23 protein-coding genes are annotated in these 23,173 nt (G+C 73.0%); 14 read left to right on the forward strand and 9 right to left on the reverse strand.

From position 1 onward, the window contains the following. Positions 1 to 418 precede the first annotated feature (418 nt). The gene (locus tag C2L59_RS33995) at positions 419 to 1,321 is read left to right on the forward strand and encodes a 2-hydroxyacid dehydrogenase (RefSeq protein ID WP_103353653.1); all 903 of its coding nucleotides are present in this window, start codon (positions 419 to 421) and stop codon (positions 1,319 to 1,321) included. Positions 1,322 to 1,326: 5 nt separating this feature from the next. Here the strand turns inward: C2L59_RS33995 and C2L59_RS34000 are convergent, their stop codons facing one another. Then, on the reverse strand, positions 1,327 to 2,280 hold the full coding sequence (locus C2L59_RS34000) for a GNAT family N-acetyltransferase (RefSeq protein ID WP_103353654.1): 954 nt from the start codon (positions 2,278 to 2,280) through the stop codon (positions 1,327 to 1,329). Positions 2,281 to 2,335: 55 nt separating this feature from the next. Between C2L59_RS34000 and yaaA the strand changes: the two genes are divergently transcribed. After that, a complete protein-coding gene (gene yaaA, locus C2L59_RS34005) occupies positions 2,336 to 3,082 on the forward strand; it encodes a peroxide stress protein YaaA (RefSeq protein WP_103353655.1) in 747 nt (248 codons plus the stop codon). Here yaaA and C2L59_RS34010 read toward each other — a convergent pair. Then, a complete protein-coding gene (locus C2L59_RS34010; protein WP_199199386.1) occupies positions 3,069 to 4,157 on the reverse strand; it encodes an FAD-binding oxidoreductase in 1,089 nt (362 codons plus the stop codon). The genes yaaA and C2L59_RS34010 overlap by 14 nt on opposite strands. 83 nt (positions 4,158 to 4,240) lie before the next feature. Here C2L59_RS34010 and C2L59_RS34015 point away from each other — a divergent pair, with 83 nt between their 5' ends. Further along, on the forward strand, positions 4,241 to 4,795 hold the full coding sequence (locus C2L59_RS34015; protein ID WP_233223827.1) for a suppressor of fused domain protein: 555 nt from the start codon (positions 4,241 to 4,243) through the stop codon (positions 4,793 to 4,795). On the opposite strand, the gene C2L59_RS34020 is transcribed toward C2L59_RS34015, so the two are convergent. Genes C2L59_RS34020 through C2L59_RS34030 form a run of 3 tightly spaced genes read right to left on the reverse strand, consistent with a single transcriptional unit; the run spans position 4,792 to position 7,056 of the window. Further along, positions 4,792 to 5,334, reverse strand: coding sequence for a TetR/AcrR family transcriptional regulator (locus C2L59_RS34020; RefSeq protein ID WP_103353658.1), 543 nt, complete (start codon positions 5,332 to 5,334; stop codon positions 4,792 to 4,794). The genes C2L59_RS34015 and C2L59_RS34020 overlap by 4 nt on opposite strands. Then, positions 5,335 to 6,150 carry an SAM-dependent methyltransferase gene (locus tag C2L59_RS34025; RefSeq protein ID WP_103353659.1) on the reverse strand — a complete coding sequence of 272 codons (816 nt, stop codon included), beginning with the start codon at positions 6,148 to 6,150 and terminating at the stop codon, positions 5,335 to 5,337. It lies immediately after the preceding gene. Between the two features lie 54 nt (positions 6,151 to 6,204). Then, entirely contained in the window at positions 6,205 to 7,056 is an 852-nt protein-coding gene (locus C2L59_RS34030; RefSeq protein ID WP_103353660.1) for a LysR family transcriptional regulator, read from the reverse strand. A gap of 82 nt (positions 7,057 to 7,138) precedes the next feature. On the opposite strand from C2L59_RS34030, the gene C2L59_RS34035 reads away from it, so the two are divergent. Next, positions 7,139 to 8,032, forward strand: coding sequence for an MBL fold metallo-hydrolase (locus C2L59_RS34035; protein ID WP_103353661.1), 894 nt, complete (start codon positions 7,139 to 7,141; stop codon positions 8,030 to 8,032). Here C2L59_RS34035 and C2L59_RS34040 read toward each other — a convergent pair whose 3' ends face one another. Continuing rightward, on the reverse strand, positions 8,033 to 9,565 hold the full coding sequence (locus tag C2L59_RS34040; RefSeq protein WP_103353662.1) for an NAD(P)/FAD-dependent oxidoreductase: 1,533 nt from the start codon (positions 9,563 to 9,565) through the stop codon (positions 8,033 to 8,035). It abuts the gene before it with no gap. Between the two features lie 286 nt (positions 9,566 to 9,851). On the opposite strand from C2L59_RS34040, the gene C2L59_RS34045 reads away from it, so the two are divergent. The 3 genes from C2L59_RS34045 to C2L59_RS34055 all read left to right on the forward strand — a co-directional run bounded on the left by C2L59_RS34045 (position 9,852) and on the right by C2L59_RS34055 (position 14,029). Then, complete coding sequence (locus C2L59_RS34045; protein ID WP_103353663.1) at positions 9,852 to 10,817, forward strand: serine protein kinase RIO; 966 nt, start codon at positions 9,852 to 9,854, stop codon at positions 10,815 to 10,817. 341 nt (positions 10,818 to 11,158) lie between these two features. Beyond that, positions 11,159 to 12,754 carry a DEAD/DEAH box helicase gene (locus C2L59_RS34050; protein ID WP_103353664.1) on the forward strand — a complete coding sequence of 532 codons (1,596 nt, stop codon included), beginning with the start codon at positions 11,159 to 11,161 and terminating at the stop codon, positions 12,752 to 12,754. Between the two features lie 99 nt (positions 12,755 to 12,853). Further along, complete coding sequence (locus C2L59_RS34055; protein ID WP_103353665.1) at positions 12,854 to 14,029, forward strand: 8-amino-7-oxononanoate synthase; 1,176 nt, start codon at positions 12,854 to 12,856, stop codon at positions 14,027 to 14,029. Between the two features lie 145 nt (positions 14,030 to 14,174). Here the strand turns inward: C2L59_RS34055 and C2L59_RS34060 are convergent, their stop codons facing one another. Next, positions 14,175 to 14,606, reverse strand: a complete 432-nt coding sequence (locus C2L59_RS34060) for a GNAT family N-acetyltransferase (RefSeq protein ID WP_103353666.1) — start codon at positions 14,604 to 14,606, stop codon at positions 14,175 to 14,177. Between the two features lie 17 nt (positions 14,607 to 14,623). Beyond that, positions 14,624 to 15,439, reverse strand: coding sequence for a serine protease (locus C2L59_RS34065; RefSeq protein WP_103353667.1), 816 nt, complete (start codon positions 15,437 to 15,439; stop codon positions 14,624 to 14,626). 166 nt (positions 15,440 to 15,605) lie between these two features. Here C2L59_RS34065 and C2L59_RS34070 point away from each other — a divergent pair, with 166 nt between their 5' ends. Together C2L59_RS34070 and C2L59_RS34075 are read left to right on the forward strand one after the other, a co-directional pair. Continuing rightward, entirely contained in the window at positions 15,606 to 16,448 is an 843-nt protein-coding gene (locus C2L59_RS34070; protein ID WP_233223828.1) for a M15 family metallopeptidase, read from the forward strand. A gap of 97 nt (positions 16,449 to 16,545) precedes the next feature. Then, complete coding sequence (locus C2L59_RS34075) at positions 16,546 to 17,940, forward strand: mycothione reductase (protein WP_103353669.1); 1,395 nt, start codon at positions 16,546 to 16,548, stop codon at positions 17,938 to 17,940. A 9-nt stretch (positions 17,941 to 17,949) separates the two neighbouring features. Here C2L59_RS34075 and C2L59_RS34080 read toward each other — a convergent pair whose 3' ends face one another. Beyond that, positions 17,950 to 19,167 (reverse strand): MFS transporter, encoded by a 1,218-nt coding sequence (locus C2L59_RS34080; protein ID WP_103353670.1) that lies wholly within the window; start codon positions 19,165 to 19,167, stop codon positions 17,950 to 17,952. A 48-nt stretch (positions 19,168 to 19,215) separates the two neighbouring features. Between C2L59_RS34080 and C2L59_RS34085 the strand changes: the two genes are divergently transcribed. From C2L59_RS34085 to C2L59_RS34105, 5 genes are all read left to right on the forward strand, one after another. After that, positions 19,216 to 19,899: a FadR/GntR family transcriptional regulator gene (locus tag C2L59_RS34085; RefSeq protein WP_103353671.1), complete on the forward strand. Its 684-nt coding sequence runs from the start codon at positions 19,216 to 19,218 to the stop codon at positions 19,897 to 19,899. Between the two features lie 92 nt (positions 19,900 to 19,991). Next, positions 19,992 to 20,486: a toxin-antitoxin system HicB family antitoxin gene (locus C2L59_RS34090; RefSeq protein WP_103353672.1), complete on the forward strand. Its 495-nt coding sequence runs from the start codon at positions 19,992 to 19,994 to the stop codon at positions 20,484 to 20,486. 57 nt (positions 20,487 to 20,543) lie between these two features. Further along, positions 20,544 to 21,386: a DUF4097 family beta strand repeat-containing protein gene (locus C2L59_RS34095; RefSeq protein ID WP_103353673.1), complete on the forward strand. Its 843-nt coding sequence runs from the start codon at positions 20,544 to 20,546 to the stop codon at positions 21,384 to 21,386. Positions 21,387 to 21,411: 25 nt separating this feature from the next. Next, entirely contained in the window at positions 21,412 to 22,368 is a 957-nt protein-coding gene (locus C2L59_RS34100) for an ATP-binding cassette domain-containing protein (protein ID WP_103353674.1), read from the forward strand. Continuing rightward, positions 22,368 to 23,171, forward strand: a complete 804-nt coding sequence (locus C2L59_RS34105) for an ABC transporter permease (protein WP_199199387.1) — start codon at positions 22,368 to 22,370, stop codon at positions 23,169 to 23,171. The genes C2L59_RS34100 and C2L59_RS34105 overlap by 1 nt, the downstream gene beginning before the upstream one ends. Positions 23,172 to 23,173: the final 2 nt, after the last annotated feature.

The raw sequence follows: 23,173 nt of genomic DNA on the forward strand, positions 1-23,173 counted from the left end.
GAGGGCCCCAGGGGGTGAGCGCGGGCAGCGGCTGGGGCGAGCCGGGCAGCGGCTCAGGGCCAACCGCGCCTTCGCGCCGACCGGCGATCGCCGGGCAGTGCGGCCGGAGTGCGGGCCGACCGCCGACCGGCGGCGGCAAGCTAGCCGCTGGGGTGCGCCGACCGGCGGCGGCAAGCTAGCCGCTGGGGTGCGCCGCCCGGCCGGCGGCAAGCTAGCCGCTGGGGTGCGCCGCCCGGCCGGCTGCCCGCCGACGCCGGGCCGTGCCGGCGCGACCGCCTGCCTGAAAGTCACCTGCGGCCTGGGCAAGCGGCCCCAGCGTCGGCACTTGGCGTCCGCAGCCGGACCGGGTACGGCGCCCGGCGCGTCCCACCCCGCCGCCTGCGCGGCTTCCGCCCGCCGCAGCGGGTAGAAAGGCGGCATGAGTGCTCGCGTGCTTCTGCCCTGGACCGATATCGAGGTGCCCGAGGGCGTCGAGGCCGCCTACTACGACGGGGGTGGCTCCGCTCCCCGGGAGCTCGGGGACGTCGAGTTCTACGTGCTGCCCTACGACCGGGGGCCGGAGCCGCCGAAACTCATTCCGGAGCTTCCGTCGCTGCGGGTTGTCCAGTCGCTGTCCGCCGGGGTCGAAACACTCGTGCCGCTGCTGCCCGACGGTGTCCGGCTCGCCAACGGGCGGGGGCTGCACGATCTGAGCGTCGCCGAGCACGCCCTCGCGCTCATCCACGCAGCTCAGCGGGACCTGCCCCGGTGGTTCGCGCAGCAGGCTCGCGGCGCCTGGGTGCGCGAGCACACCCGGTCGCTCGCCGACAGCCGGGTGCTGCTCGTCGGGTACGGGTCCATCGGGCAGGCCATCGAACGGCAGCTCGTCGCCGCCGAGGCCGTGGTCACGCGGGTGGCGAGCCGTCCCCGGCCGGATGAACGCGTCCACGGTGTCAGCGAGCTGGCCGCTCTTCTCCCCGAAGCCGACATCGTCGTGCTGGTCCTGCCCGACACCCCTGGCACGCGTGGCCTCATCGGCGCCGAACAGCTGGCCGCCCTGCCCGACGGTGCCCTGCTCGTCAACGTCGGCCGCGGCACCGCCGTCGACACCGATGCCCTTCTCGCCGAGACGCGGACCGGGCGGTTGCGCGCCGGGCTCGACGTCGTCGATCCGGAACCGCTGCCCGCCGATCATCCACTGTGGACGGTTCCCGGGGTGGTCATCACCCCGCACATCGCGGGTGGGTCCGCGTCGTTCTACCCGCGGGCGAAGAAGCTCGCCGCGGAGCAGTTGCGCCGGTACGTGCACGGTGAGGAGCTGCTCAACCTCGTCGAGCGCTGACGGATTCAGGACCGCACGTACACGTGCCATTCGTCGTCGACGCGGTATCCGCACCGCTCGTAGACACCGAGGGCCCGGTGCGCGTTGTCGACGTCGACGTTCAGGGCCGACCGGTCGAACCCCGCGTCCTTCGCCGCCTTCAACGTGTGCCCCAGCAGGCCCGACGCGACGCCGCGGCCCCTCAGCGCCTCGCGCGTTCCCACCCAGGTGGCGTAGTGCTCGCGGATGCCCGTCGCTTCGGCTTCCGACGCGTAGAAGTGGCTCAGCACGAACGCCAGCACCTTGTCGTCGTCCATGATCAGGAACGACAGGTCCGGGCGGAAGTCCTTGGACCCCGTGACCAGGTGGCGCCAGGCGTCCGGCTCGTACACCGTGCTGCCCCAGTGGTCGGCGAACGTGTCGTTGCGGGCGTCGAGCACCGCGAGGTCGTGCTCGAAGGCGAACGGCACCGCTTCGTAGCCGTCCGGGAGCGGGGGCTGCGGCGGCAGGTCCGCGAGGCCGGCGCGCATGTTCACCATCGTCCGGGCGTGCCGGTAGCCCGCGCCGGCGAGGACGCCCGCGATCCAGCGCTCGTTCTCGTGGCTGCCGTGGTGCAGCTCGAGCGGCGCGCCCGGGAACGTGCGCTCGTGGACCTCGCGGCTCGCGCGGGCGAACCACTCGACCAGGTGAGTGCCGACGGCGTCGGTCCGGTGCTCCGGGTGCACCACCGACTGGAGCCGGATCATGTGCACCGGGTCGGCCGCGTCGCGGCGGCGGGCCAGGCCGTAGCCGACCAGCCGGTCGCCCGCCCATGCCCCCACGGTGGCGCGGGGCAGGTCGATGTTGGGGCCTTCCAGCTCTTCCCGGAGGTCTTCGGCGCTGAAGTGCTCACCCGTCCGATCGACCTCTTCGGCCGCGGCGTACAGCTTGGCGAGGGCGGCAGCGTCGCCGAGGGTCAACGGGCGCCAGGTCAGGTCCATGCCCGGAGGCTAGGCCGGACGCCGCGGCCCGCGCACCCCGATTTACGCTCGGGGCGTGCTGGTGCTGCTCCCCCCTTCCGAGACCAAGGCCGACGGCGGCCGCGGTGGCGCGCTCGACCTCGGCGCCCTGTCCTTCCCCGAGCTGAACTCGACGCGCGCGAAGCTCGCCGACGCGCTGGTCGAGCTGGCCGCCGACGTCCCCGCCAGCATCGCCACCCTCGGCCTCACCGAGCGCCAGGCCGGGGAGGTCGAGCGCAACGCGCAGCTGTGGACGTCGCCGACGATGCCGGCGCTGCGTCGCTACACCGGCGTCCTCTACGACGCGCTCGACGTCAAGAGCTTCACGAGGGCCGGGCTGGAGAAGGCGCACCGGCGGCTGGCGGTCACGTCCTCGCTGTTCGGCGTGGTCTCGGCGACCGACCCGATCCCGGCGTACCGGCTCTCCGGCGGCAACTCGCTGCCTTCGCTCGGCACCGTCCGCGGGTTGTGGAAGCCGGTCCTCGAGCCGGTGCTGCAGGCGGTCGAGGGCCTGGTCGTCGACCTGCGCTCGGGCACCTACTCGGCGTTCGCGAAGCTGCGGCCGGACGCGGTGACGGTCCGGGTCGTCACCGAAAACGCCCGCGGCGAGCGCGTGACGGTCAGCCACTTCAACAAGGCGTACAAGGGCCGCCTGGCGCACGTGCTGGCGGCCACCCGGGCCGAACCGTCCACTGTGGACCAGCTGGTCAAGGTGATCGCCAAGGCCGGCCTGGTCGTCGAGCGGGCCGGCGAGCACGCGCTGGAGCTCGTCACCGAGGGCTGAGGCCCGCGAACCGGTCCGGGGCGAACGGGCTCAGGTCGAAGCCCGGGTCCTCGCCCAGCGCGAGCGCCGCGACGAGCTTCCCCGCGAACGGCGCGTTCGTCAGCCCGCCCGCGCCGAAGCCCGTCGCCACCGCCAGCCCCGGCCGCAGCAGGCCCAGCACGGGGAGATCGTCCGGGGTGCCGGGGCGGAAGCCGACGCGCGTCTCCGCCAGCGTCGCGTCCGCGAGACCGGGCGCCACCGCCAGCGCGTTCTCCAGCACTTCGCGCTGGCCGGCGGCCGTGACGCGGTAGTCGAACCCCGACTCCGCCTCGCGTGTCGCGCCCGCGACGACCCGGCCGCCGCCGAACGCGAGCAGGTAGTGGCTGGTGCGCGGCAGGACGACCGGCCACGCCGCCGTGTCCGTGCCCGGCAGGTCGAAGTGGCTGATCTGGCCGCGGTGCGGCGTCACCGGCAGGTCGATGCCCAGCGGGGCCAGCAGTTCGCGGCTCCACGCGCCGGCCGCGACGACGACGCTGTCCGCTTCCAGCGGGCCGTCCGGGGCGGCCACCGTGCCGTCCGCGCGGAACGCGACCTCGCCTTCGACGAACCTCGCGCCCCGGCGCTCGGCGGCCGACAGCAGGGCGCGGCGCAGCAGGTGCCCGTCGACGCGGCCCGCGCCGGCCAGGTGCACCGCGCCCAGTCCGGGTGCCAGCGCCAGGAACAGCTCGCGGGCCTGCGCGGGGTCGAGCCGCCGCACCTCGCCGATTTCGGGCGCGTCCGCCGTCCGGGACGTCAGCCGCTCGTGCGCTTCGGCCAGCTCGGCGTCGTCGGCCGACACGACCATGCCGCCGACCACCTCGAACGACGAACCTTCGAGCTCCGCGGCGAACTCCCGGTAGTACCGGCCGGCGGCCGCGGCGAGCGGGTACAACGCGTCGTCCCGGCGCGAAGTCCAGGGGCTGACGATCCCGGCGCCGGCCTCGGTCGCCGTCCCGGGCCGCGCCGCGTCCGCCACGACCACCTCCGCGCCACGGCCCGCCAGGTGCCAGGCTGTCGCCGCGCCGCCGATTCCGCTGCCGATCACGAGCACTCGCATGCTCCCCACCCTGCCCGATCCTGCCGCGCCCGGGCCGACGGGCTTGGCCGCGCCCGAGCCCGGCCGGTCGTATGCTGCGCGCCATGCCGAGCCGTGCCGAGCGGTATGTCGCCCATCTCGACACCCTGACCGGGTCTGCCCAGCCCCGGCTGCAGCCCATTCCGTCGACCCAGTCCGGGCTCGACGACGTCATCGCGTTCGTCTACGCCGACGAACCCGAACCGCGCTACCTGACCGGCGCGACCTACGGCCTGTCCCTGGCCGACCACCCCGACTGGCACGGCGTGAAGCCGGAGCTGTGGATCAGCGTCCGGTCCGACGACCCGGTCTGGGCGCTGGCCATCGGCTACCTCGCCGAACAGCTGCGCGGCAGATGCCCGTTCGTCTACGGCGACACCATCGACTTCGGTCAGCCGATCGCCCCGGAGTCGGCGATGACGGCGTTCGCGGTCTCGGCCCCCGCGGGACTCGACGCGCACCAGTACACGCTGATCGACATCGGCGGCGCGCCGGTCAGCATCGCCGGCTGCTACCCGGTGCACGACACCGAGCGGAAGTACATACGCGAGCACGGCATCGACGCGTTCTGGCAGCTGGACTGGGACCTCTACGACGTCCGCCGTCCCCCGGTGGTCTAGTCCGCGGGCAGGCCGCGCCGGACGAGCCCGCGCACCGCGGCGACGAACGCCTCGGCGTCCAGGTCGTCGTCCCACGACGCCTGCAGCAGCAGCCCCTGGTAGAGGGCGACGAGCACGCGGACCATCGCGTCCGGCACGACGTCGCCGAACGCCTCCCGCTGGTCGTCGACGCCCTGGCGGGCGAGCGCACGGATCCGTGGTTCGCGGACGGTCTCGGCCCACGCCTGCAGGCCGAGGTTCCGCCGCAACGCCGCGTCCGGGGCGGCGATGTCCCGCAGGAGGCCGAGATAGGCGGCGAGGGGATCGTCGCCGGCCTTCAGGCCGGCCGCCCGCGACGTGTGCCATTCGCCGACGATCGCCAGGATCATCTCGTCCTTGCCGCTGAAGTAGCGGTAGATCAGCCCGGCGGACAGACCGGACTCCTTGACGATGTCCTGCATCGACGTGCGATGGAACCCGTTGCGGGCGAAGCAGCCGGCCGCGGCTTCGAGAATCTGACGGCGGCGGTTCGCCAGGTGCTCCTCGCTGACCCTGGGCATCTACCGGACCACCGCCCACGCGATCCGGTAGAACCCGGCGGCGGGCTCGTCCCGGTGGTAGCGGGCGGCGGCTTCCTCGGCCGACAGGTCGCCCTGCAGGTCCAGGCCGCGTCCGGCCAGGTAACCGGGCACGTCGGCGGGCCGGAAGCCGAACGTCCACGGCTCGCCGACGTCCGCGACCTTCCGGTGCCAGGGGGTGTCGTCGCCGAGCGCCGCGCGGTCGACGTAGGTGAAGATGATCGTGCTCCCCGACGCGGTGATCGCGGCCAGGTCGCGGAGGGTCGCGTCGACGGCCCGCTCGGTGAGGTAGTTGGTGACGCCCTCCCAGATGACCGCCGTCCGCTTCGGGGGAAAGCCGTCGAGGGCCACGGCGAGCCGGTCCGAGCCGAGGTCCACGGGCACGTAGCGGACGTGCGGCCGGTCGGCGACGCGCTGCCGTTTGGCCTGCTGGGTCAGGGGGTGGTCCACCTCGTAGGTGAGCGGCATACCGGGAATGCGGTGGGCCCGGCTGTCGTAGCCGGCCCCGAGCAGCAGCACCTGTTCCGGCTCGGCCTCGGTGAGCAGGTCGTCGATCAGCCGGGTGCGGGCGACGGCGGACGTGCGGGGGCCGCCCGGGTACCGGTGGTCGATCACCCGCGCGATGCCGTGACCGAGCGGCGGGAGCGCCGCGGCCCGCACGAGCCAGCGGTAACCGGCCGGCAGGAAGCGGATAGCGAGGTCGTCGGCGAAGAGCCGGTCGCGACGCCGGGTTTCCAGGGCGCGAAAGAGAGCGCGTGCTCGGCGGTCCGGCTGGCGGTACGCATGCGGCCAGTACAGTGAATGAACATTCGTTTTTCTACCGGTGGACGTCCACGCCGGCCGGGGCGCCGCTCAGGCGCGGTAGGCGGCCGTCGCGATCCGGGCGAACGAGCTGATCAGCGGGTTGGCGTCCCCGTCGCGCCAGGCGACCACGACCGGGCTCGGGTCCAGGCCGGTCAACGGCACCACCACCAGCTCCCCCGGCGGCCGGTGCCCGAGCGGCATCAGCCCGACGGTCCCGTTCCACAGCACGGCCTGCAGGCACTCCTGCACCGCCTGCACCACCGGCCCTTCGCGGGGTTCGCCGCCGTGCCAGTACGCCTGCCAGCGCGCGTCGGTCCCGTCCGGGAACCGGAACCAGCGCCGGCCGGCCAGGTCCGCCGGCGCCAGCTGCTCGCGGCCAGCCAGCGGGTCGTCGGCGCGCAGGACCGCGCCCACCGGGTCGGCGCGCAGCCGGTGCACCGTCAGGCCGGTCTCGTCGAACGGCCCGCGGGTCAGGGCGACGTCGACCAGGCCGGCGCGCAGCCCGCACGTCGGATCGGTCAGGTCGGCGTCGCGCACGCGCACTTCGACGCCCGGGTGCCGGCGCCGGTACGCGTCGGCGAGCCGGGTCGCTCCCGGGTCGGCGCCGTCGCCGAGGAGGCCGACGGTGAGGGTGGGCACGCCCGCCGCCGTGGCCACGCGCACGCGGGCCCGGTCGGCCTGGTCGAGCAGCACCCGCGCCTCGGCCAGCAGAGCTGCGCCCGCCGGCGTGAGCGTGACGCCCGCCGCGGAGCGCAGCAGGAGCACCGCACCGACGTCGGTCTCCAGCTGCTTGATCGCGCGGCTCAGCGGCGGCTGGCTCATGTGCAGCCGCGCGGCCGCCCGGCCGAAGTGCCGTTCTTCGGCGACCGCGACGAAGTACCGCAGCGTGCGCAGCTCCATGACCGGCGACGATATTCGCCCGGTATCGGCAGCACCGAACCGGTCTTGGACGACCGCGGCCGCCCGGCGGTGGAATCGGGGCATGACCGAGCTGACCGACCCCGCCGTGCGCGTCACCGGCGCCCGGGAGATCGCCGCCGACCTGCTGGTGATCCCGAACGACCACGTCGACCTGGTACCCAACATCGGCGTCGTGGGCGGTACCGAAGCCGTCCTCGTCGTCGACACCGGTATCGGCACCGCAAACGCGGAGCAGGTGCTGGCCTTCGCGCGCGAAGTCGCGAAGGGCCGCCGCCTGTACCTGACCACGACGCACTTCCACCCCGAGCACGCGTTCGGCGCGCAGGTGTTCGCCGGCGAAGCCACGTACCTGGTCAACCGCGCCCAGGCCGAAGACCTGGTCACCAAGGGCCCGGGTTACCTCGAGCTGTTCCGGGGCCTCGGCGAGGTGGTCGCGCGCCGCCTCGACGGCGTGCAGCTGCCCGCACCCGACCTCGTCTACGACGACGGGTACGACCTCGACCTCGGCGGCCGGACCGTCCGGCTGCGCCCCACCGGGCGCGGCCACACGAAGGGCGACCAGGTCGTCGAGGTGCCGGACGCCGGCGTCCTGTTCACCGGCGACCTGGCCGAGACCGGGCAGTTCGCGATCTTCCCGTGGTTCCCGCCGCACGACGTGGACGTCTCGGGCGTGGGCTGGCTGGCGGTCCTCGACCGGCTGGCCGCCGCCGGGCACCGGGTGGTGGTCCCCGGGCACGGAGAGGTCGGTGCCGGGGCGGTGCTCACCGACGTCCGTGCCTACCTGCGGGAACTGCGCGACGAGACCTGGCACCGGCGGGACTCGGCGATGGGCGTGGACGAAATCACCGCCGAGGTCCGTTCGCTGCTCGTCGAGCGCCACCCGGAATGGGCCGGGCGGGAGTGGATCGAGCCGGGCGTCGCGTGTCTGTGCACCGAACACGACGCCCGGCCGTGATCACCCCGCGCCGAGGACCGCCATCGCCGCGTTGTGGCCGGGAATGCCGCTGACACCACCCCCTCTCGCCGCTCCCGCACCACAGAGCAGGATGCGCTCGTGCGGTGTCTCCACGCCCCAGCGGCCGGCCTGCGCCGGATCTTCCGCGAAGGGCCAGGAGAGGTCCCGGTGGAAGATGTGCCCCGCCGGCAGACCCAGCTCGGCCTCCAGGTCCAGCGGGGTTTTGGCTTCCACACAGGGTTTTCCGTCCGGCCCGGCCAGCAGGCAGTCCTCGATCGGCTCGGCCAGCACGCTGTTCAGCGAAGCCAGCGTCGCGCGCAACGCCGCTTCGCGTGCCTCTTCGTTGCGCCCCTCGAAGAGGCGGGCCGGCATGTGCAGGCCGAACAGGGTGAGCGTGTGCGTGCCGGCCGCGCGTTCGGCCGGGCCGAGGATCGACGGATCCGTCAACGAGTGGCAGTAGATTTCGCACGGCGGCAGCGTGGGGATCCTGCCCGCCGCCGCCTCGCGGTACGCCGCCTCCAGCTGGGTGAAGGTTTCGTTGACGTGGAAGGTGCCCCCGAACGCGTCGGCCGGATCGACGCCGGGGTCGCGCAGCCTCGGCAGCCGCGTCAGCACCATGTTCACCTTCAGCTGCGCGCCTTCCGGCCGGCCGGAAGGCGCCTCGCCCAGCAGCCGCGCCAGCGTGGCCGGCGCGACGTTGGCGAGGACGTGGCCGCCCCGGACGACGAGTTCGGCGTCGTCCCGCCGGTAGCGCACCTCGCCGTCCGGGTCGACCGAGAGCACCTCCGCGCCGGTGACCAGGCGCGCGCCCGCGGCGGTGGCCACCGCCGCGAGCGAACCGGTGACCGACCCCATCCCGCCGACCGGGACGTCCCAGTCGCCGGTGCCGTTGCCGATCACGTGGTAGAGGAGACACCGGTTCTGGCGCAGGTCCTCGCCGTCCGCCGGGGCGAACGTGCCGATCAGCGCGTCGGTGAGCACCACGCCGCGCACCGTGTCGTGGCCGAACCACGACGTGAGCGCTTCGCCGATCGGCCGTTCGAACAGCAGGGACCACGCCTCGGCGTCGCCGATCCGCGCGCGGAAGTCCACTTCGGACAGCAGTGGCTCGGTGAGCGTCCCGAACGCGCGCCCGGCGACGCGCCCGGTCAGCTCGTAGAACCGCTGCCAGGCCGAGAAGTCCGAAGTGGACCCGGTGACCGCGCGGAACGACGCCGCTGTGCGACCTTCGTCGCCCGTGTCGACAAGGAGACCGGTGCCGCCCGACGGGGTGTAGGACGACATCCGGCGCCGGCGCAGCTCCACGTCGAGGCCGAGGTCGGCCACGATCTTCTTCGGCAGCAGGCTGACCAGGTACGAGTAGCGCGAAAGCCGGACGTCCACGCCCTCGAACGCGCGGAACGAGACGGCGGCGCCACCGGTCTCTCCCCGCCGTTCGAGCACGAGCACCGACCGGCCCGCCCGCGCCAGGTACGCGGCCGCCACCAGGCCGTTGTGCCCGCCGCCGACGATCACCACGTCGTACCTGTCCATCTGCCGTCCTCTCCTGGTTCGGCCTGCCCTTTCATCGTGACCACGCCGCCGGGCCGAATTCAAGGAAACGTCACAAATGCTCCGTTCGCGGCCCTGGCGCGAAATCCGGTTGCGCGGCCGCGGACCGCTCCGGCATCCTGAGCGGACCCGGCAGGGAGCCGGTGCGGTGAGAACGGGAGGTGCCTGACGTGATGACTGTCCGGGCCTTTCCGCGCCCTCACCCACCCGCCCCCCGAGGCTGACGACGCGCCCGGTGGGGCATCCCTGATCGAGGAGAAACCCACCAGTGCGCCAGCACGACTTCGAAGACTCCGACCTGTTCGACGACCACCCGTCCCGGCGCCACGAAGCGCGTTCGAGGCGACGCGGGCGGTTCGAAGAACCCGAACCCACGCGCCGCGGACGGCTGACCGAAGGCGAACGCGTCCGGCTCGCGAAACTCCGCGACGACGCCTACACCGAACGCCAGCTGCCTGACGGCGCCGACCGCTGGTCCACCTGGGACGACGCCGAACACGGCCCGCTCCCCCGGCCGGACTGGGTCGTCACCGAGCTCGCCGCGGTCGACACCGACCTCGGCGTCCTCAAAACCGGCAAGGAGGCGGACGTCCACCTGCTGCGGCGGGGCCTGCCCGGCACCCCCGGCACGCTGCTCGCCGCGAAGCGGTACCGCAGCGACGAACACAAGCTGTTCCACCGCGACGCGGGCTACCTCGAAGGCCGGCGGATGCGCCGGTCCCGCGAGAACCGGGCGATGGCGCAGCGCAGTGCGTTCGGCCGCAACCTCATCGCCGAGCAGTGGGCGGTCGCGGAGTTCGCCGCGCTGAGTCGCCTGTGGACGCTCGGTGCGCCGGTGCCGTACCCCGTTCAGCGCAACGGAACGGAACTACTGCTCGAGTTCCTCGGCGAGGACGACGGCACCGCGGCACCCCGCCTGGCCCAGGTCCGCCCGGAGCCGGACGAGCTGCGGGACCTGTGGTTCCAGGCGGTCGCGGCGCTCGACCTGCTCGCCTCCGAGGGGCTCGCGCACGGCGACCTCTCGGCGTACAACCTGCTCGTGCACCGGGGGCGGCTGATGGTGATCGACCTGCCCCAGGTCGTCGACGTCGTGGCCAACCCCGGCGGCGTCGAGTTCCTGGCCCGGGACCTGCGCAACCTGGCCGGCTGGTTCCACGGCCGCGGCCTGGGCGAAGACGTCACGAGGACCGGAGAACTGCTGGCCGAGCTCGTTTCGGCGGCCGGGCTCGGGTGATTCCGGGGCGGCGTCGCGGCTGTGGTGTGGAACACGCCTGCGACGCCGCCCACAACCGGTGACCTCGATGCGTAGTCCCGGCTCCACCTCGGGTACAGTGAACACAGACCGCAACCGGCGGCGTGGATGAGTTGGTGTCCGTCGCCTCCAGAGTCGTTAAAGGCACAGCCACCGAATGACTCGCGGTGATCCGAAGTAAGCCAAGCGGCGCGCAGTGTCGGCAAGCGATGACACGGTGTGCCGGGTCCGTCCCTGTGAACGCCCATCGCACACCATCTTGCCCTGCCTGCGCGCGGGCTGCCCGGGCCTCCCTTGCGACGAACCACGTCCGAGAGGCATTTGTGACCGTCACGTTCAACTCCGGCCCTTCCTCGACGTCCGCGAACGCGGGCCGTCCCGACCGCAAGCCGCGCACCCGCCCGGCCGGCGGCGACATGCTGCGCGACGACGCGGTCGAGCTCGTGGCCACCAAGACCTTCGCCGAACTGGGCCTGCCGGAGCCGCTGCTCCGTGCCCTGGCCGACGCGGGCATCAACAGCCCCTTCCCGATCCAGTCCGCGACCATCCCGGACGCGCTGGCCGGCCGCGACGTGCTGGGCCGCGCCCAGACCGGCTCCGGCAAGACCCTCGCCTTCGGCCTGGCCATGCTGGCCCGGCTCGCCGACGGCAAGGCCCGCCCGAAGCGCCCCCGCGCGCTGATCCTCGTCCCGACCCGCGAGCTGGCCATGCAGGTCGCCGACTCGCTGACCCCGCTGGCCAAGTCGCTCGGCCTGTGGTGCCGCACGGCCGTCGGCGGCATGGCCTTCGCCCGCCAGGCGGACGCGCTGTCCCGCGGCGTCGACCTGCTGATCGCCACCCCGGGCCGGCTGTCGGACCACGTCCGCCAGGGCACCGCGCACCTGGGTGACTGCAACTTCATCGCCCTCGACGAGGCCGACCAGATGGCGGACATGGGCTTCATGCCGCAGGTCCGCGAGATCATGGACCTCACCCCGCCGGGTGGCCAGCGGCTGCTGTTCTCCGCGACCCTCGACGGTGACGTCAACCGCCTGGTCAAGCAGTACCTGACCGACCCGGTGACGCACTCGGTCGCGCCGTCGACCGCCAGCGTGACGACCATGGACCATCACGTGCTCCAGGTCTCGCACCAGGACAAGCAGGACGTCATCACGCAGATCGGCGCCCGCGATGGCCGCACGATCATGTTCGTGCGGACCAAGCACCACGTCGACCGCCTCGCCGAGCGCCTGCGCGAGCAGGGCGTGAACGCGGCGGCCCTGCACGGCGGCAAGACGCAGGGTCAGCGCAACCGCGTCCTCGCCGACTTCAAGGAGGGCTACACCCCGGTCCTCGTCGCCACGGACGTCGCCGCCCGCGGCATCCACGTCGACGACATCTCGCTGGTGCTGCACGTCGACCCGGCGGCCGACCACAAGGACTACCTGCACCGCGCGGGCCGCACGGCGCGCGCCGGGGCGTCCGGCGTGGTCGTCACGGTGGCGACGCACGACCAGCGCCGGATGGTCCGCCGGCTGACCGACCGCGCCGGCGTGCGCGCGGAGTCGACGACGGTCCGCCCGGGCGACGCCGAGCTGTCCCGCATCACCGGCGCCAAGGAGCCCAGCGGCGAGCCGGTCGTCGAGCGTCGGCGCGAGAGCCCGCGTCGCGGCGGTGGCGGCGGTGGCTTCCGCGGTGACCGCGGCTTCGGCGGCAACCGGGGCGGCGAGCGCGGCGGTTCGTACCGCGGCGAGCGCAGCCACACCGGCGGCGACCGTGACCGTGGTGGCGAGCGCGGCGGCGACCGTGGTGGTTACCGCGGCGGCGACCGCGAAGGCCGTCCCGGTGGCTTCGGCGGCCGTGGCCGCCAGCCCCGCTCGGGCAACGGCGGTGGCTACGGCCGCCCGAGCCGTGGCCCGCGTCGCGGCTACGACAGCTGAGTTTCTCCTTCGGAAGCCCCGGACCACGCGGTCCGGGGCTTCCGGCGTTTGCGGGCCCGCTGCGCGGTGTCGCGAGGGCCGGGTGGGAGACTGCGGGACGTGACTACGCCGCCGACGCTCCCGCCCGACGAGGTTTTCGACTGGCTCGACGCGGAGGCGGAGAAGCGGGCGAACGCGGGGCTCGTGCGGCAGCTGCGGCCGCGTCCCGCCCGGGCCGACGAGCTGGACCTGGCCGGCAACGACTACCTCGGGCTGGCCCGCGACAAGCGCGTCGCCGGAGCGTCCGCGGCCGCCGCGCTGCGCTGGGGCGCCGGGTCGACCGGGTCCCGGCTGGTCACCGGATCGACTGAGCTGCACACCGAGCTGGAGCTGGAGCTCGCCCGGTTCTGCGGCGCTCAGGCGGCGCTCGTGTTCTCCTCCGGCTTCGCCGCGAACCTCGGCGCGGTGACGGCGCTGTCCGGGTCCGAGTCGGCGATCGTCACCGACAAGTACATCCACGCGTCGCTGATCGAGGGCTGCCGGCTGTCGCGGGCCGACGTCGCCGCGGTCGCGCACTCGACGCCGTCGGCGATCAAGCACGCGCTGGCGACCCGGCGGAAGCCGCGGGCGCTGGTGGTGACGGACTCGGTGTTCTCGGTCGACGGCGACCTCGCGCCGCTCGAGGAGCTGGCCGGGATCTGCCGTGCGCACGGCGCGGCGATGCTCGTGGACGACGCGCACGGCTTCGGCGTCCTGGGTGACGGTGGGCGCGGTGCGGTGCACGCGGCCGGGCTGTCGGGCGCGCCCGACGTCGTCACGACGTTGACGCTGTCGAAGGCCCTCGGCGCTCAGGGCGGCGCTGTCGTGGGGCCGCGGCGGGTGATCAAGCACCTCGTGGACACGGCTCGCAGCTTCATCTTCGACACCGCCTTGGCGCCCGCGAGCGCGGCTGCCGCGTTGGCGGCGTTGCACGCGTTGAAGGAGGAGCCGGGGCTGGCGGGGAAGGTGGTCGAGAACGCGGGCAAACTGGCGATGTCGTTGAAGGCGGCCGGGTTGAAGGCGAGCCTGCCGGACGCCGCGGTGATCTCGGTGCAGGCGCCGTCGGCGGAGACGGCCGTCGCGTGGGCAGCGGCTTGTGCGGAGCAGGGCATCCGGGTCGGGTGCTTCCGGCCGCCGTCGGTGCCGGACGGGATTTCGCGGCTGCGGCTGACCGCGCGGGCCGACCTCACGGAGTCCGATGTGGACCGTGCGGTGAAGGTGATCACCGCGACCGCGCCGCGGGGTGCGATCGGCTGAGCCGTACCCGGACGGTCGGTTCACGTACCTGGAGCGTCGGTTCGTGTACCCAGGCGGACGACTCGCGTGATCAGGGGCGGGATTCGCGTGATTGGACGCGGAACTCGCGTGATTGGACGCGCAACTCGCGTATTGGCGGGGGGTTTTAGGGGAGGCGGCGCATGCGGATATGGGGGATTCCGTCGTCGTCCTTGTACTCCTGGCCTTCGGGCGTGAAGCCGTAGCGGGCGTAGAAGGCTTGGACGTAGGTCTGGGCGTCGAGGACGTACTCGCCCGGGATCGTCAGGGCTGCGTCCATCAAGCGGGCCGCCAGGCCGGTGCCGCGGGCGTGGGCCGCCGTCGCCACGCGGCCGATGCGGCGGACTTCGCCCGGGTCCTGCAGGACGCGGAGGTACGCCAGGACCGCGCCGGACTCCTCGAACCACAGGTGGCGGGTGTCCGGCAGCAGGTCACGGCCGTCGAGTTCCGGGTACGCGGCCTTCTGCTCCACGACGAACACGTCGACGCGCAGGCGCAGGATGTCGTGCAGCTGGGCGGCGGTCAGCTCCGGACCGGTCGCGTCGTGCAGGGTCGGCATACCCCTGCTTAGCACGCTCAGCCGAGGAGACGGAACTTGGACTGGGCCTTGACGTCCTCGGCGTACGCCGAGACTCGCGTGTAGACACCCGGCTTGCCCGCCTTCGCGCAACCGTCGCCGAAGGAGACGATGCCGATCAGCGTGTCGCCGACCACGAGGGGGCCGCCGGAGTCGCCCTGGCAGGCGTCGACGCCGCCCTCGGCGTAGCCCGCGCAGACCATGCTCCGCTGGTCGTAGACGTCGTAGTCGGTGCGGCACTCGCTGTCCGAGACCAGCGGCACCTGGGCGCTGCGCAGGAAGTCGGAGCGGGCGCCGCCGTCGGCGATGCGGCCCCAGCCGAGCACGGTCGCCTGGGTGCCCGTCGCATACACCTGCGTGTCCGTGCTCTCCGGCAGCTTCGCCGGCCGGTAGTCGAGCTGGCCGCGGACGGTCAGCACCGCGATGTCGGCGCCCTGCGTCGGGTCGGTGTAGCTCTGGCTGACCCAGACCTTCGAGACGCCCAGGACCTGACCCTCGCTGGTGCGCTTGTCCTCGCGGCCGGCCACCACGCGGACGTCCTGCTTCGCCACCGCCTTGGCGCAGTGCGCCGCCGTCGCCACCGCTGTGGAGCTGACGATCACCGCGCCGCAGAACTGGTTGCCGCCCGCGTCGGTCAGGTACACCGCGTACGGGTGGTCGGCGATCGACGCCTGGTTGCCGCCGACGATCCGCGCCTGGGTGCCGGCGCCCGGGTCCGCCGCCGCCGTGCCCACCACGACCGGAACGGCGACCGCGACGACCGCGAGGAGTGCGCCGCTCGCGAACAGCAGGGATCGGCGGGACTTCACGGCCATGGGACGTTCTCCTCTTCGGCACAGCACGGAGCAAAGCACTCGGCACCCGGACAACTCCGGTGCGTGAACGACGTGCGCTCAATACCCTAATCCGAGGGGGCCCAAAACGGTGTCACTGGAACGGGTGGACTCCGCGCCGAACGCACGTTTCTGTCAAGCTGGCCGGATGCGGCGGAGAGCGACGGCGGCGGGCCTGGTCCTGCTCTGCGCCGCAACCGCCTGCTCCCCGGCGGTCCCACCGCCGGCACCTGCGCCGACGACGGTCACGGCGACCACCCGGGCCACGCCGCCGACGACGTCCCCCGCCCCCGCCGTCCCCTGGCAGGTCGGTGCGCGGCCACTCCCCCGCCGGGCCGACGGCTTCGGCGAGGTCGAGCCGACGCCACCCGAACTGGTGAACCGGGCACTTCCGACAAAAGACCTGTTTCCGCCCCCCGCCGGGAACGCGTACGCCTCGACGATCAGCGCCGTGCCGTCCGACGTCCTCGCCCGCAGCACCTGGCAGGCCGCCTGCCCGGTGAAGGCGGCCGACCTGCGCTACCTGACGATGTCGTTCTGGGGTTTCGACGGCCGCGCGCACACCGGCGAAATGCTGGTGAACGCGTCCGGCGCGGCCGGCATCACCCGGGTTTTCGGGCAGTTGTTCGCCGCGCACTTCCCGTTCGAAGAACTGCGCGTGACCAGCCCGGCCGAGCTCACCGCGCCGCCGACCGGGGACGGCAACTCGACCAGCGCGTTCGTCTGCCGCCCGGCTCGCGGGCAGACGAACTGGTCGGCGCACGCCTACGGGCTCGCCGTGGACGTCAACCCGTTCTGCAACCCCTACACCCAGGGCGACCTCGTGCTCCCCGAGCTGGCGTCGGCGTACGTCGACCGCTCGCGACGGCGGCCCGGCATGGTCCTGGCCGGCGACGCGACCGTCCGCGCGTTCGCGGCCGCCGGGTGGAGCTGGGGCGGGAACTGGCGCAGCCCGACCGACCGGATGCACTTCACCGCGACCGGTCACTGACCACGTAATACGACGTCAAGCACAACCGGGAACACCCGCCCCCGCAGCACGGTTGGCTAGGGTGAACCGACCGGAACCGGACCCCGCGGAGGATGCAGTGCCCCACTACGACCTGGTGATCGTCGGGACGGGATCGGGGAACTCGATCCTCGGCCCCGGCTTCGCCGGCAAGAAGACGGCGATCGTGGAGAAGGGCACCTTCGGCGGCACCTGCCTGAACGTCGGCTGCATCCCGACGAAGATGTTCGTGTACGCCGCCGACGTCGCGTACACGCCTTCGCACAGCGCCAAGTACGGCGTCGACGAAGAGCTGAAGGGCGTCCGCTGGCGCGACATCCGCGACCGGATCTTCGGCCGGATCGACCCGATCGCCGAGGGCGGCGCGGAATACCGCCGCGGCCACGAGGACAACGCGAACGTCGACGTCTACGAGGGCGCCGGCCGCTTCACCGGGTACAAGGAGCTGCGCGTCAGCTTCGCCGACGGCCGTCCCGACGAGGTCCTGACCGCGGACAGGTTCGTGCTCGCCGCGGGCGGGCGCCCGGTCATCCCGGACATCCCCGGCCTGGACGCGGTCGAGTACCACACCTCCGACACCGTGATGCGGCTCGACGAGCTGCCCGGGCGGATCGTCATCCTCGGCGGCGGGTACATCGCGGCCGAGTTCGCGCACGTCTTCGCCTCCTTCGGCGTCCAGGTGACGCTGGTCAACCGCTCCGGGCGGCTGCTGCGCTCGGAGGACGAGGACGTCAGCGCCCGCTTCACCGAGCTGGCCACCGAGCGGTTCGACGTCCGCCTGGACCGCAAGACGGTCCGGGCGCGCAAGACCGAGCGCGGTGTCGCGCTGGACCTGGAAGGACCGCAGGGCGCGGAAACCGTCGAGGGCGACGTCCTGCTGATCGCCACCGGCCGCAGGCCGAACTCCGACCTCCTGGACGTCGCCGCCACCGGCGTGACCACAATGGACAGTGGGCACGTGGTGGTCGACGAGTACCAGGAGACCGCCGTCGAAGGCATCTACGCGCTGGGCGACCTGTCGTCGCCGCACGAGCTCAAGCACGTCGCGAACCACGAAGGCCGCGTGGTGCAGCACAACCTCCTGCACCCGGACGAGCGGATCACCGCCGACCACCGGTTCGTGCCGCACGCCGTCTTCACCCACCCGCAGGTCGCGTCGGTCGGGCTCACCGAGCAGAAGGCCCGCGAACTGGGCGTGTCCTATGTGGTCTCGAAGCAGGACTACGCCGGGATCGCGTACGGCTGGGCGATGGAGGACACGACGGGCTTCGCGAAGCTCCTGGCCGACCCGGCGACCGGGCAGCTGCTCGGCGCGCACATCATCGGCCCGCAGGCGTCGTCGGTGATCCAGCCGCTGATCCAGGCGATGAGCTTCGGCCTCGACGCGCGCAGCATGGCGCGCGGGCAGTACTGGATCCACCCGGCGATGCCGGAGCTGATCGAGAACGCGCTGCTGAACCTGCCCCTGGACTGACCCGGCGCCTCAGACGAAGCGGTGGCGGCCGGCGAGGGCGCCGAACACCATCTGGACGCCGAGCAGGGCGAGCAGCATGCCGAGCGGCACGCTCCAGCCGTGCGCGAGGTCGTGCAGCAGCCCGAACAGGAACGGCCCGAGCGCAGCGAACAGGTAGCCGAAACCCTGCGCCATGCCCGACAGCCGGGCGGTGTCCGCGCCGGTCCGCGCGCGCAGAGCGATCACCGTCAGGCCGAGGGAGAACACGCTCATCCCGAGCCCGACGAGGATGCTCCAGAGCAGCGGCGACCACGACGGCGCCAGCATCAGCCCGGCGGTCCCGGCGATGCCGAACACGCTCAGGCCGACGATCCACGGGCTCTGGCCGCGCCGGCGGGCCGCCATCGGTGCCACGACGAGGCTGATCGGCACGGCGATCAGGGAAACCAGGCCGAACAGCAGGCCGGCGTCGTCGCGCGGGATGCCCGAGTCCATCAGCACCTGCGGGAACCAGCCCATCGCCGCGTACGCGTAGAACGCCTGCAGGCCGAAGAAGCCCGTCACGATCCAGGCCAGCCGGTTGCGCAGCAGCGACCGGCCGCCTTCGGCGCCGTCGGCGGGGCGCGGTGCGCGGCCGGTGCCGCGGGACGCGAGAATCCAGGCCAGCAACGCGACGACGGCCAGCACCGCCCAGCCGCCCAGGGCCGGGCGCCAGCCGCCGAGCGCGTCGCCGAGGCGCGGGGTCACCGCCGACCCGAGGGCGCCGCCGCCCTGCAGGGCCGCGGTGTAGACGCCGGTCAGCACGCCGATGCGCGCCGGGAAGGAGTCCTTGATGACGACCGGGATGAGCACGTTGATCAGGGCGATCCCGGCGGTCGCGACGAGGGTGCCGCCGAGCACCACGGCCGGGCCGTCGAGCACGCGCAGCACCAGCCCGGCGGCGAGAGCGGCCAGCGCGATCGCGATGGCCGCGCCGACCCCGGCCCGGCGGGCGAGCAGCGGCGCGGCGAGCCCGGCTCCGGCGAAGCAGAGCGTCGGCAACGTCGTGAGCAGACCGGCCCAGACGACGGAGGTGCCCAGGTCCGCGCGCATTTCGGCGAGCATGGGCCCGACGCCGGTGATGGCCGGGCGCAGGTTGAGGGCGGTGAGCACCACGGCGACCGCGAGCAGCGCCCCGGCGGTGACCACACCCGGCGTCCGGACCTCCACGGCGCCGTCCAGTTCGGTTTCACGGTGTTCGACGCGCATGCCCGCTACTATCGCATACGTAGGATGATTGGATGAAGGGATAATCCTGTGCCTCTGGCCACCACGCGCCGGGCCGGCCTCGTCGACCAGGTCATCGAGCAGCTGCGGACCGCGGTCACGCAGGGCGAATGGCCGATCGGCGAACGCATCCCCACCGAGACCGAGCTGGTCGAGCAGCTCGGCGTCGGCCGCAACACCGTCCGCGAAGCCGTCCGCGCGCTCGCGCACACCGGGCTCCTGGAGGTCCGGCAGGGCGACGGCACCTACGTCCGCGCCACCAGCGAGGTGTCCGGCGCCATTCGCCGGCTCTGCGGCACGGAGCTGCGCGAGGTCCTGCAGGTCCGGCGCACCCTGGAGGTCGAAGGCGCCCGGCTCGCCGCCGTCGAGCGGACCGAGGAGGAGGTCGCGCAGCTCTGGGCTCTCCTCAACCGCCGTGAAGGCGAGCTGCGCGAAGGGCATTGGGAGGACTTCGCGCGCACCGACGCCGAGTTCCACTGCGCCGTCGTCCGCGCCGGACACAACACACTGCTGACCGAGCTCTACCGCGGGCTCACGGAGGTCATCACGGCCAGCGTCGCGGCGACGTCCAGCATCACGCCGGGCGCCGACCACGCGCCCGAGATCGGCCACGAAGGTCTCGCCCAGGCCATCGCCGACCGCGATCCGGACCGCGCCGCCGCCGAGGCGTGCGGCTTCCTGGACGAGCTGCTGGCCCGCGTCGAACCGTTCTGAGCTGCGTTTTCCACCCGGATGCCACCACCGCCGACCCCTAAGGGTGCCAATTCAGGGTTGCCGTGGTGCCATCGTGGCACCATAGTTGTGCCATGGACCTGACGCCCTTCGTGGACGAACTCCGCCGCGAGCTCGCGGTCGCCGCCGAGGCGGCGGGTGAGGACGCCGTCGCCCTCGCCGAGCGGCTCACCGCGCCGCTCGAGTCGGCGATCCGGCTGACCCTGCTCGACGCCCTTTCGACCGCGGCCGACGAGATCACCCGCGACCTCGCGCCCGGCTCCGTCGAGGTGCGCCTGCGCCGCCGGGAAGCCGAGTTCGCCGTTTCGCTGCCCACCGCGCCGGAACCGGCGGCCGAGGAGACCCCGCCGCCCCCGCCCGAAGTCGAGGACGGCGCCGTCTCCCGGATCAACCTGCGCCTGCCCGAACAGCTCAAGCAGCGGGTCGAAGAGGCGGCGAGCCAGGAACGGCTCTCGATCAACGCCTGGCTCGTCCGGGCCGCGTCCGCCGCCCTCGGCCCCGGCGCCGGCCGGGCCACCACCCACCGCCGGTCCGTGTTCGGCGAGAAGTACACCGGCTGGGTTCAGTAAACCCCTGCCGCTCTGATCTGCGAAAACCCACTTCAAGCACCCCAGGAGGGCGCAGCCATGCCTGTTTTCGCCACCCCCGAGCCGATCACGGCCACCATCGACGTCAGCGTCGCCGACGTCCGGATCATCGCCGGCGACCGCGCCGAAACCACCGTCGAGGTCGAGCCGGCCGACCCGGGCGACACCGAGGACGTCAAGGCCGCCGCCAGGACCCGCGTCGAGTTCGCCGGCGGCGAGCTGCTGGTCAAGGGCCCGAAGTACACGACGAAGCTGTTCGGCAAGGCGGGTTCGCTGCGCGTCACGATCGAGCTCCCGGCCGGTTCGCGGATCCGGGGCACGTCGGCGATGGGCGACTACCGGATCGACGGGCGCCTCGGCGACAGCCGCGTCAAGACGTCCGTCGGCGACATCCGCCTCGGCGAGATCGCGCGGCTCGAAGCGAGCACCGCGACCGGCGACGTCTTCGTCGACCGCGCCACCGGCCACGCCGAGGTCCACACCGGCTCCGGCGAGCTGCGCGTGCGGGAAATCGACGGCACCGCGGTGCTGAAGAACTCCAACGGCGAGACCCGCGTCGGCGAGGTGACCGGCGACCTGCGCGTCGGCACCGCCAACGGCGACATCCACGTCGACGTCGCCCACGCCGGCGTCAACGCCAAGACCGCCGCCGGCGACATCCGGATCGGCGAGGTCATCCGCGACCGGGTCGTCCTCGAAACCGCCGTCGGCGAAATCGAGGTGGGCATCCGCGAGGGCAGCGCTGCCTGGCTCGAGCTCAACTCCCTGACCGGGTCGGTCCGCAACACGCTCACGCCGTCCGACGGGCCGGCCGGCACCACCGAGACGGTCGAGGTCAAAGCCCACACCTACACCGGCGACATCGTCATCCGCCGGGCCTGAAACTCCACACGGACAGGGGAAATCCATGCCAGACGCCATCGTGGCCGAGGGACTGGTCAAGAAGTACGGGAACGTCACCGCGCTCGACGGGATGTCGCTGCGCGTGCCCGAGGGCACCGTGCTCGGCGTGCTCGGGCCGAACGGCGCCGGGAAGACCACCACCGTCCAGATCCTCACGACGCTGCAGAAGCCGGACGCCGGCCGGGCGACGGTCGCCGGGTTCGACGTCGTGCGGGACGCGCACCGGCTGCGTTCGCACATCGGCGCGTCCGGCCAGTACGCCGCCGTCGACCCGGAGCTGACCGGGGCCGAGAACCTGGAAATGGTCGGCCGGCTCTACCACCTGGGCACCAAGCGGGCCAAGGCCCGCGGCCGGGAGCTGCTGGCCCGGTTCAGCCTCGACGAGGCCGCCGACCGCCCGGTGCGGGGTTACTCCGGGGGCATGCGCCGCCGGCTCGACCTCGCCGGCGCGCTGGTGGCGAACCCGCCGGTGCTGTTCCTCGACGAGCCCACGACCGGCCTGGACCCGCGGGCCCGCGTCGAGCTGTGGGACGTCATCACGGAGCTGGTCGCGTGCGGCACGACGCTGCTGCTCACCACGCAGTACCTGGAGGAGGCCGACCGGCTCGCCGACAGCATCGCCGTCGTCGACCACGGCCGCGTGATCGCCCGCGGCACGGCCGACGAGCTCAAGGACCTGGTCGGCGGCGAGCGGATCGAGCTGACCGTCGGCACCCACGACGACGTCCTGGTGGCCCGGCGGGCGCTGGCCCGGCTGGCCAGCGGCGAGCCGCAGGCCGGGGCGCTCCGGCTCACCGTGCCCGTGACCCACGGCGCGAAAGCGCTTACCGAAGCGCTGGCCCTGCTCGCCGCGGACGGCGTCGACGTCCGTGACGTCGGGGTCCGCCGTCCCACCCTCGACGACGTTTTCCTCACCCTCACCGGCCACGAGACGGCCGAACCCGCGAAGGAGGCCGTGTGATGAACGCGGTGCAGATGGCCGTGACCGACGGCGTGACGGTCGCCAAGCGCAACTCGATCAAGATCTTCCGGTCGCTGGACCTGCTGGGGTCCCTCGTCTTCACGCCGGTGATGTTCGTGCTGCTCTTCGGGTACGTGTTCGGCAGCGTGATCGACATCCCGGGGCTGTCCTACCGCGAGTTCATGCTGCCGGGGATCTTCACCCTGGCGGTGGCGATGGGCGGCATCGTCACCGGCTACGGGCTGACCGACGACCTGCAGAAGGGCATCATCGACCGGTTCCGCTCGCTGCCGATGTCCCCGGCCGCGGTGCTGATCGGGCGGACCACCGCCGACCTCATCCTCAGCACGGCGAGCCTGCTGATCATGGGCCTGGTCGGCCTGCTGGTCGGCTGGCGCATCCACACCGGCGTGCTCGAGGCGCTGGGCGGAATCGTCCTGCTGCTGGCGTTCTCCTACGCGCTGTCCTGGGTGATGGGCGCGCTGGGCCTGGCCGTGCGCAAGCCCGAGGTGTTCAACAACGTCTCGATGGTGGTCGTCTTCCCGCTGACGTTCCTGGCCAACACGTTCGTCGACAGCGGCCGGCTGCCCGGCCCGCTGCGGGCGATCGCGGACTGGAACCCGGTCTCGGCGGTCACCCAGGCCGCCCGCGAGCTGTTCGGCAACACGAGCGCCGCGCTGCCGCCGCGGGACGTCTGGCCGATGCAGCACGCGCTCCTGGCCTCGGTGCTGTGGATCGCGCTGCTGCTGGTGGTCTTCGTGCCGCTTTCGGTGCGCTGCTACAAGAAGGCCACCAGCCACTGACG

This window comes from Amycolatopsis sp. CA-128772, from assembly GCF_002904295.1.
In the GTDB taxonomy this organism is placed as follows: Bacteria; Actinomycetota; Actinomycetes; order Mycobacteriales; family Pseudonocardiaceae; genus Amycolatopsis.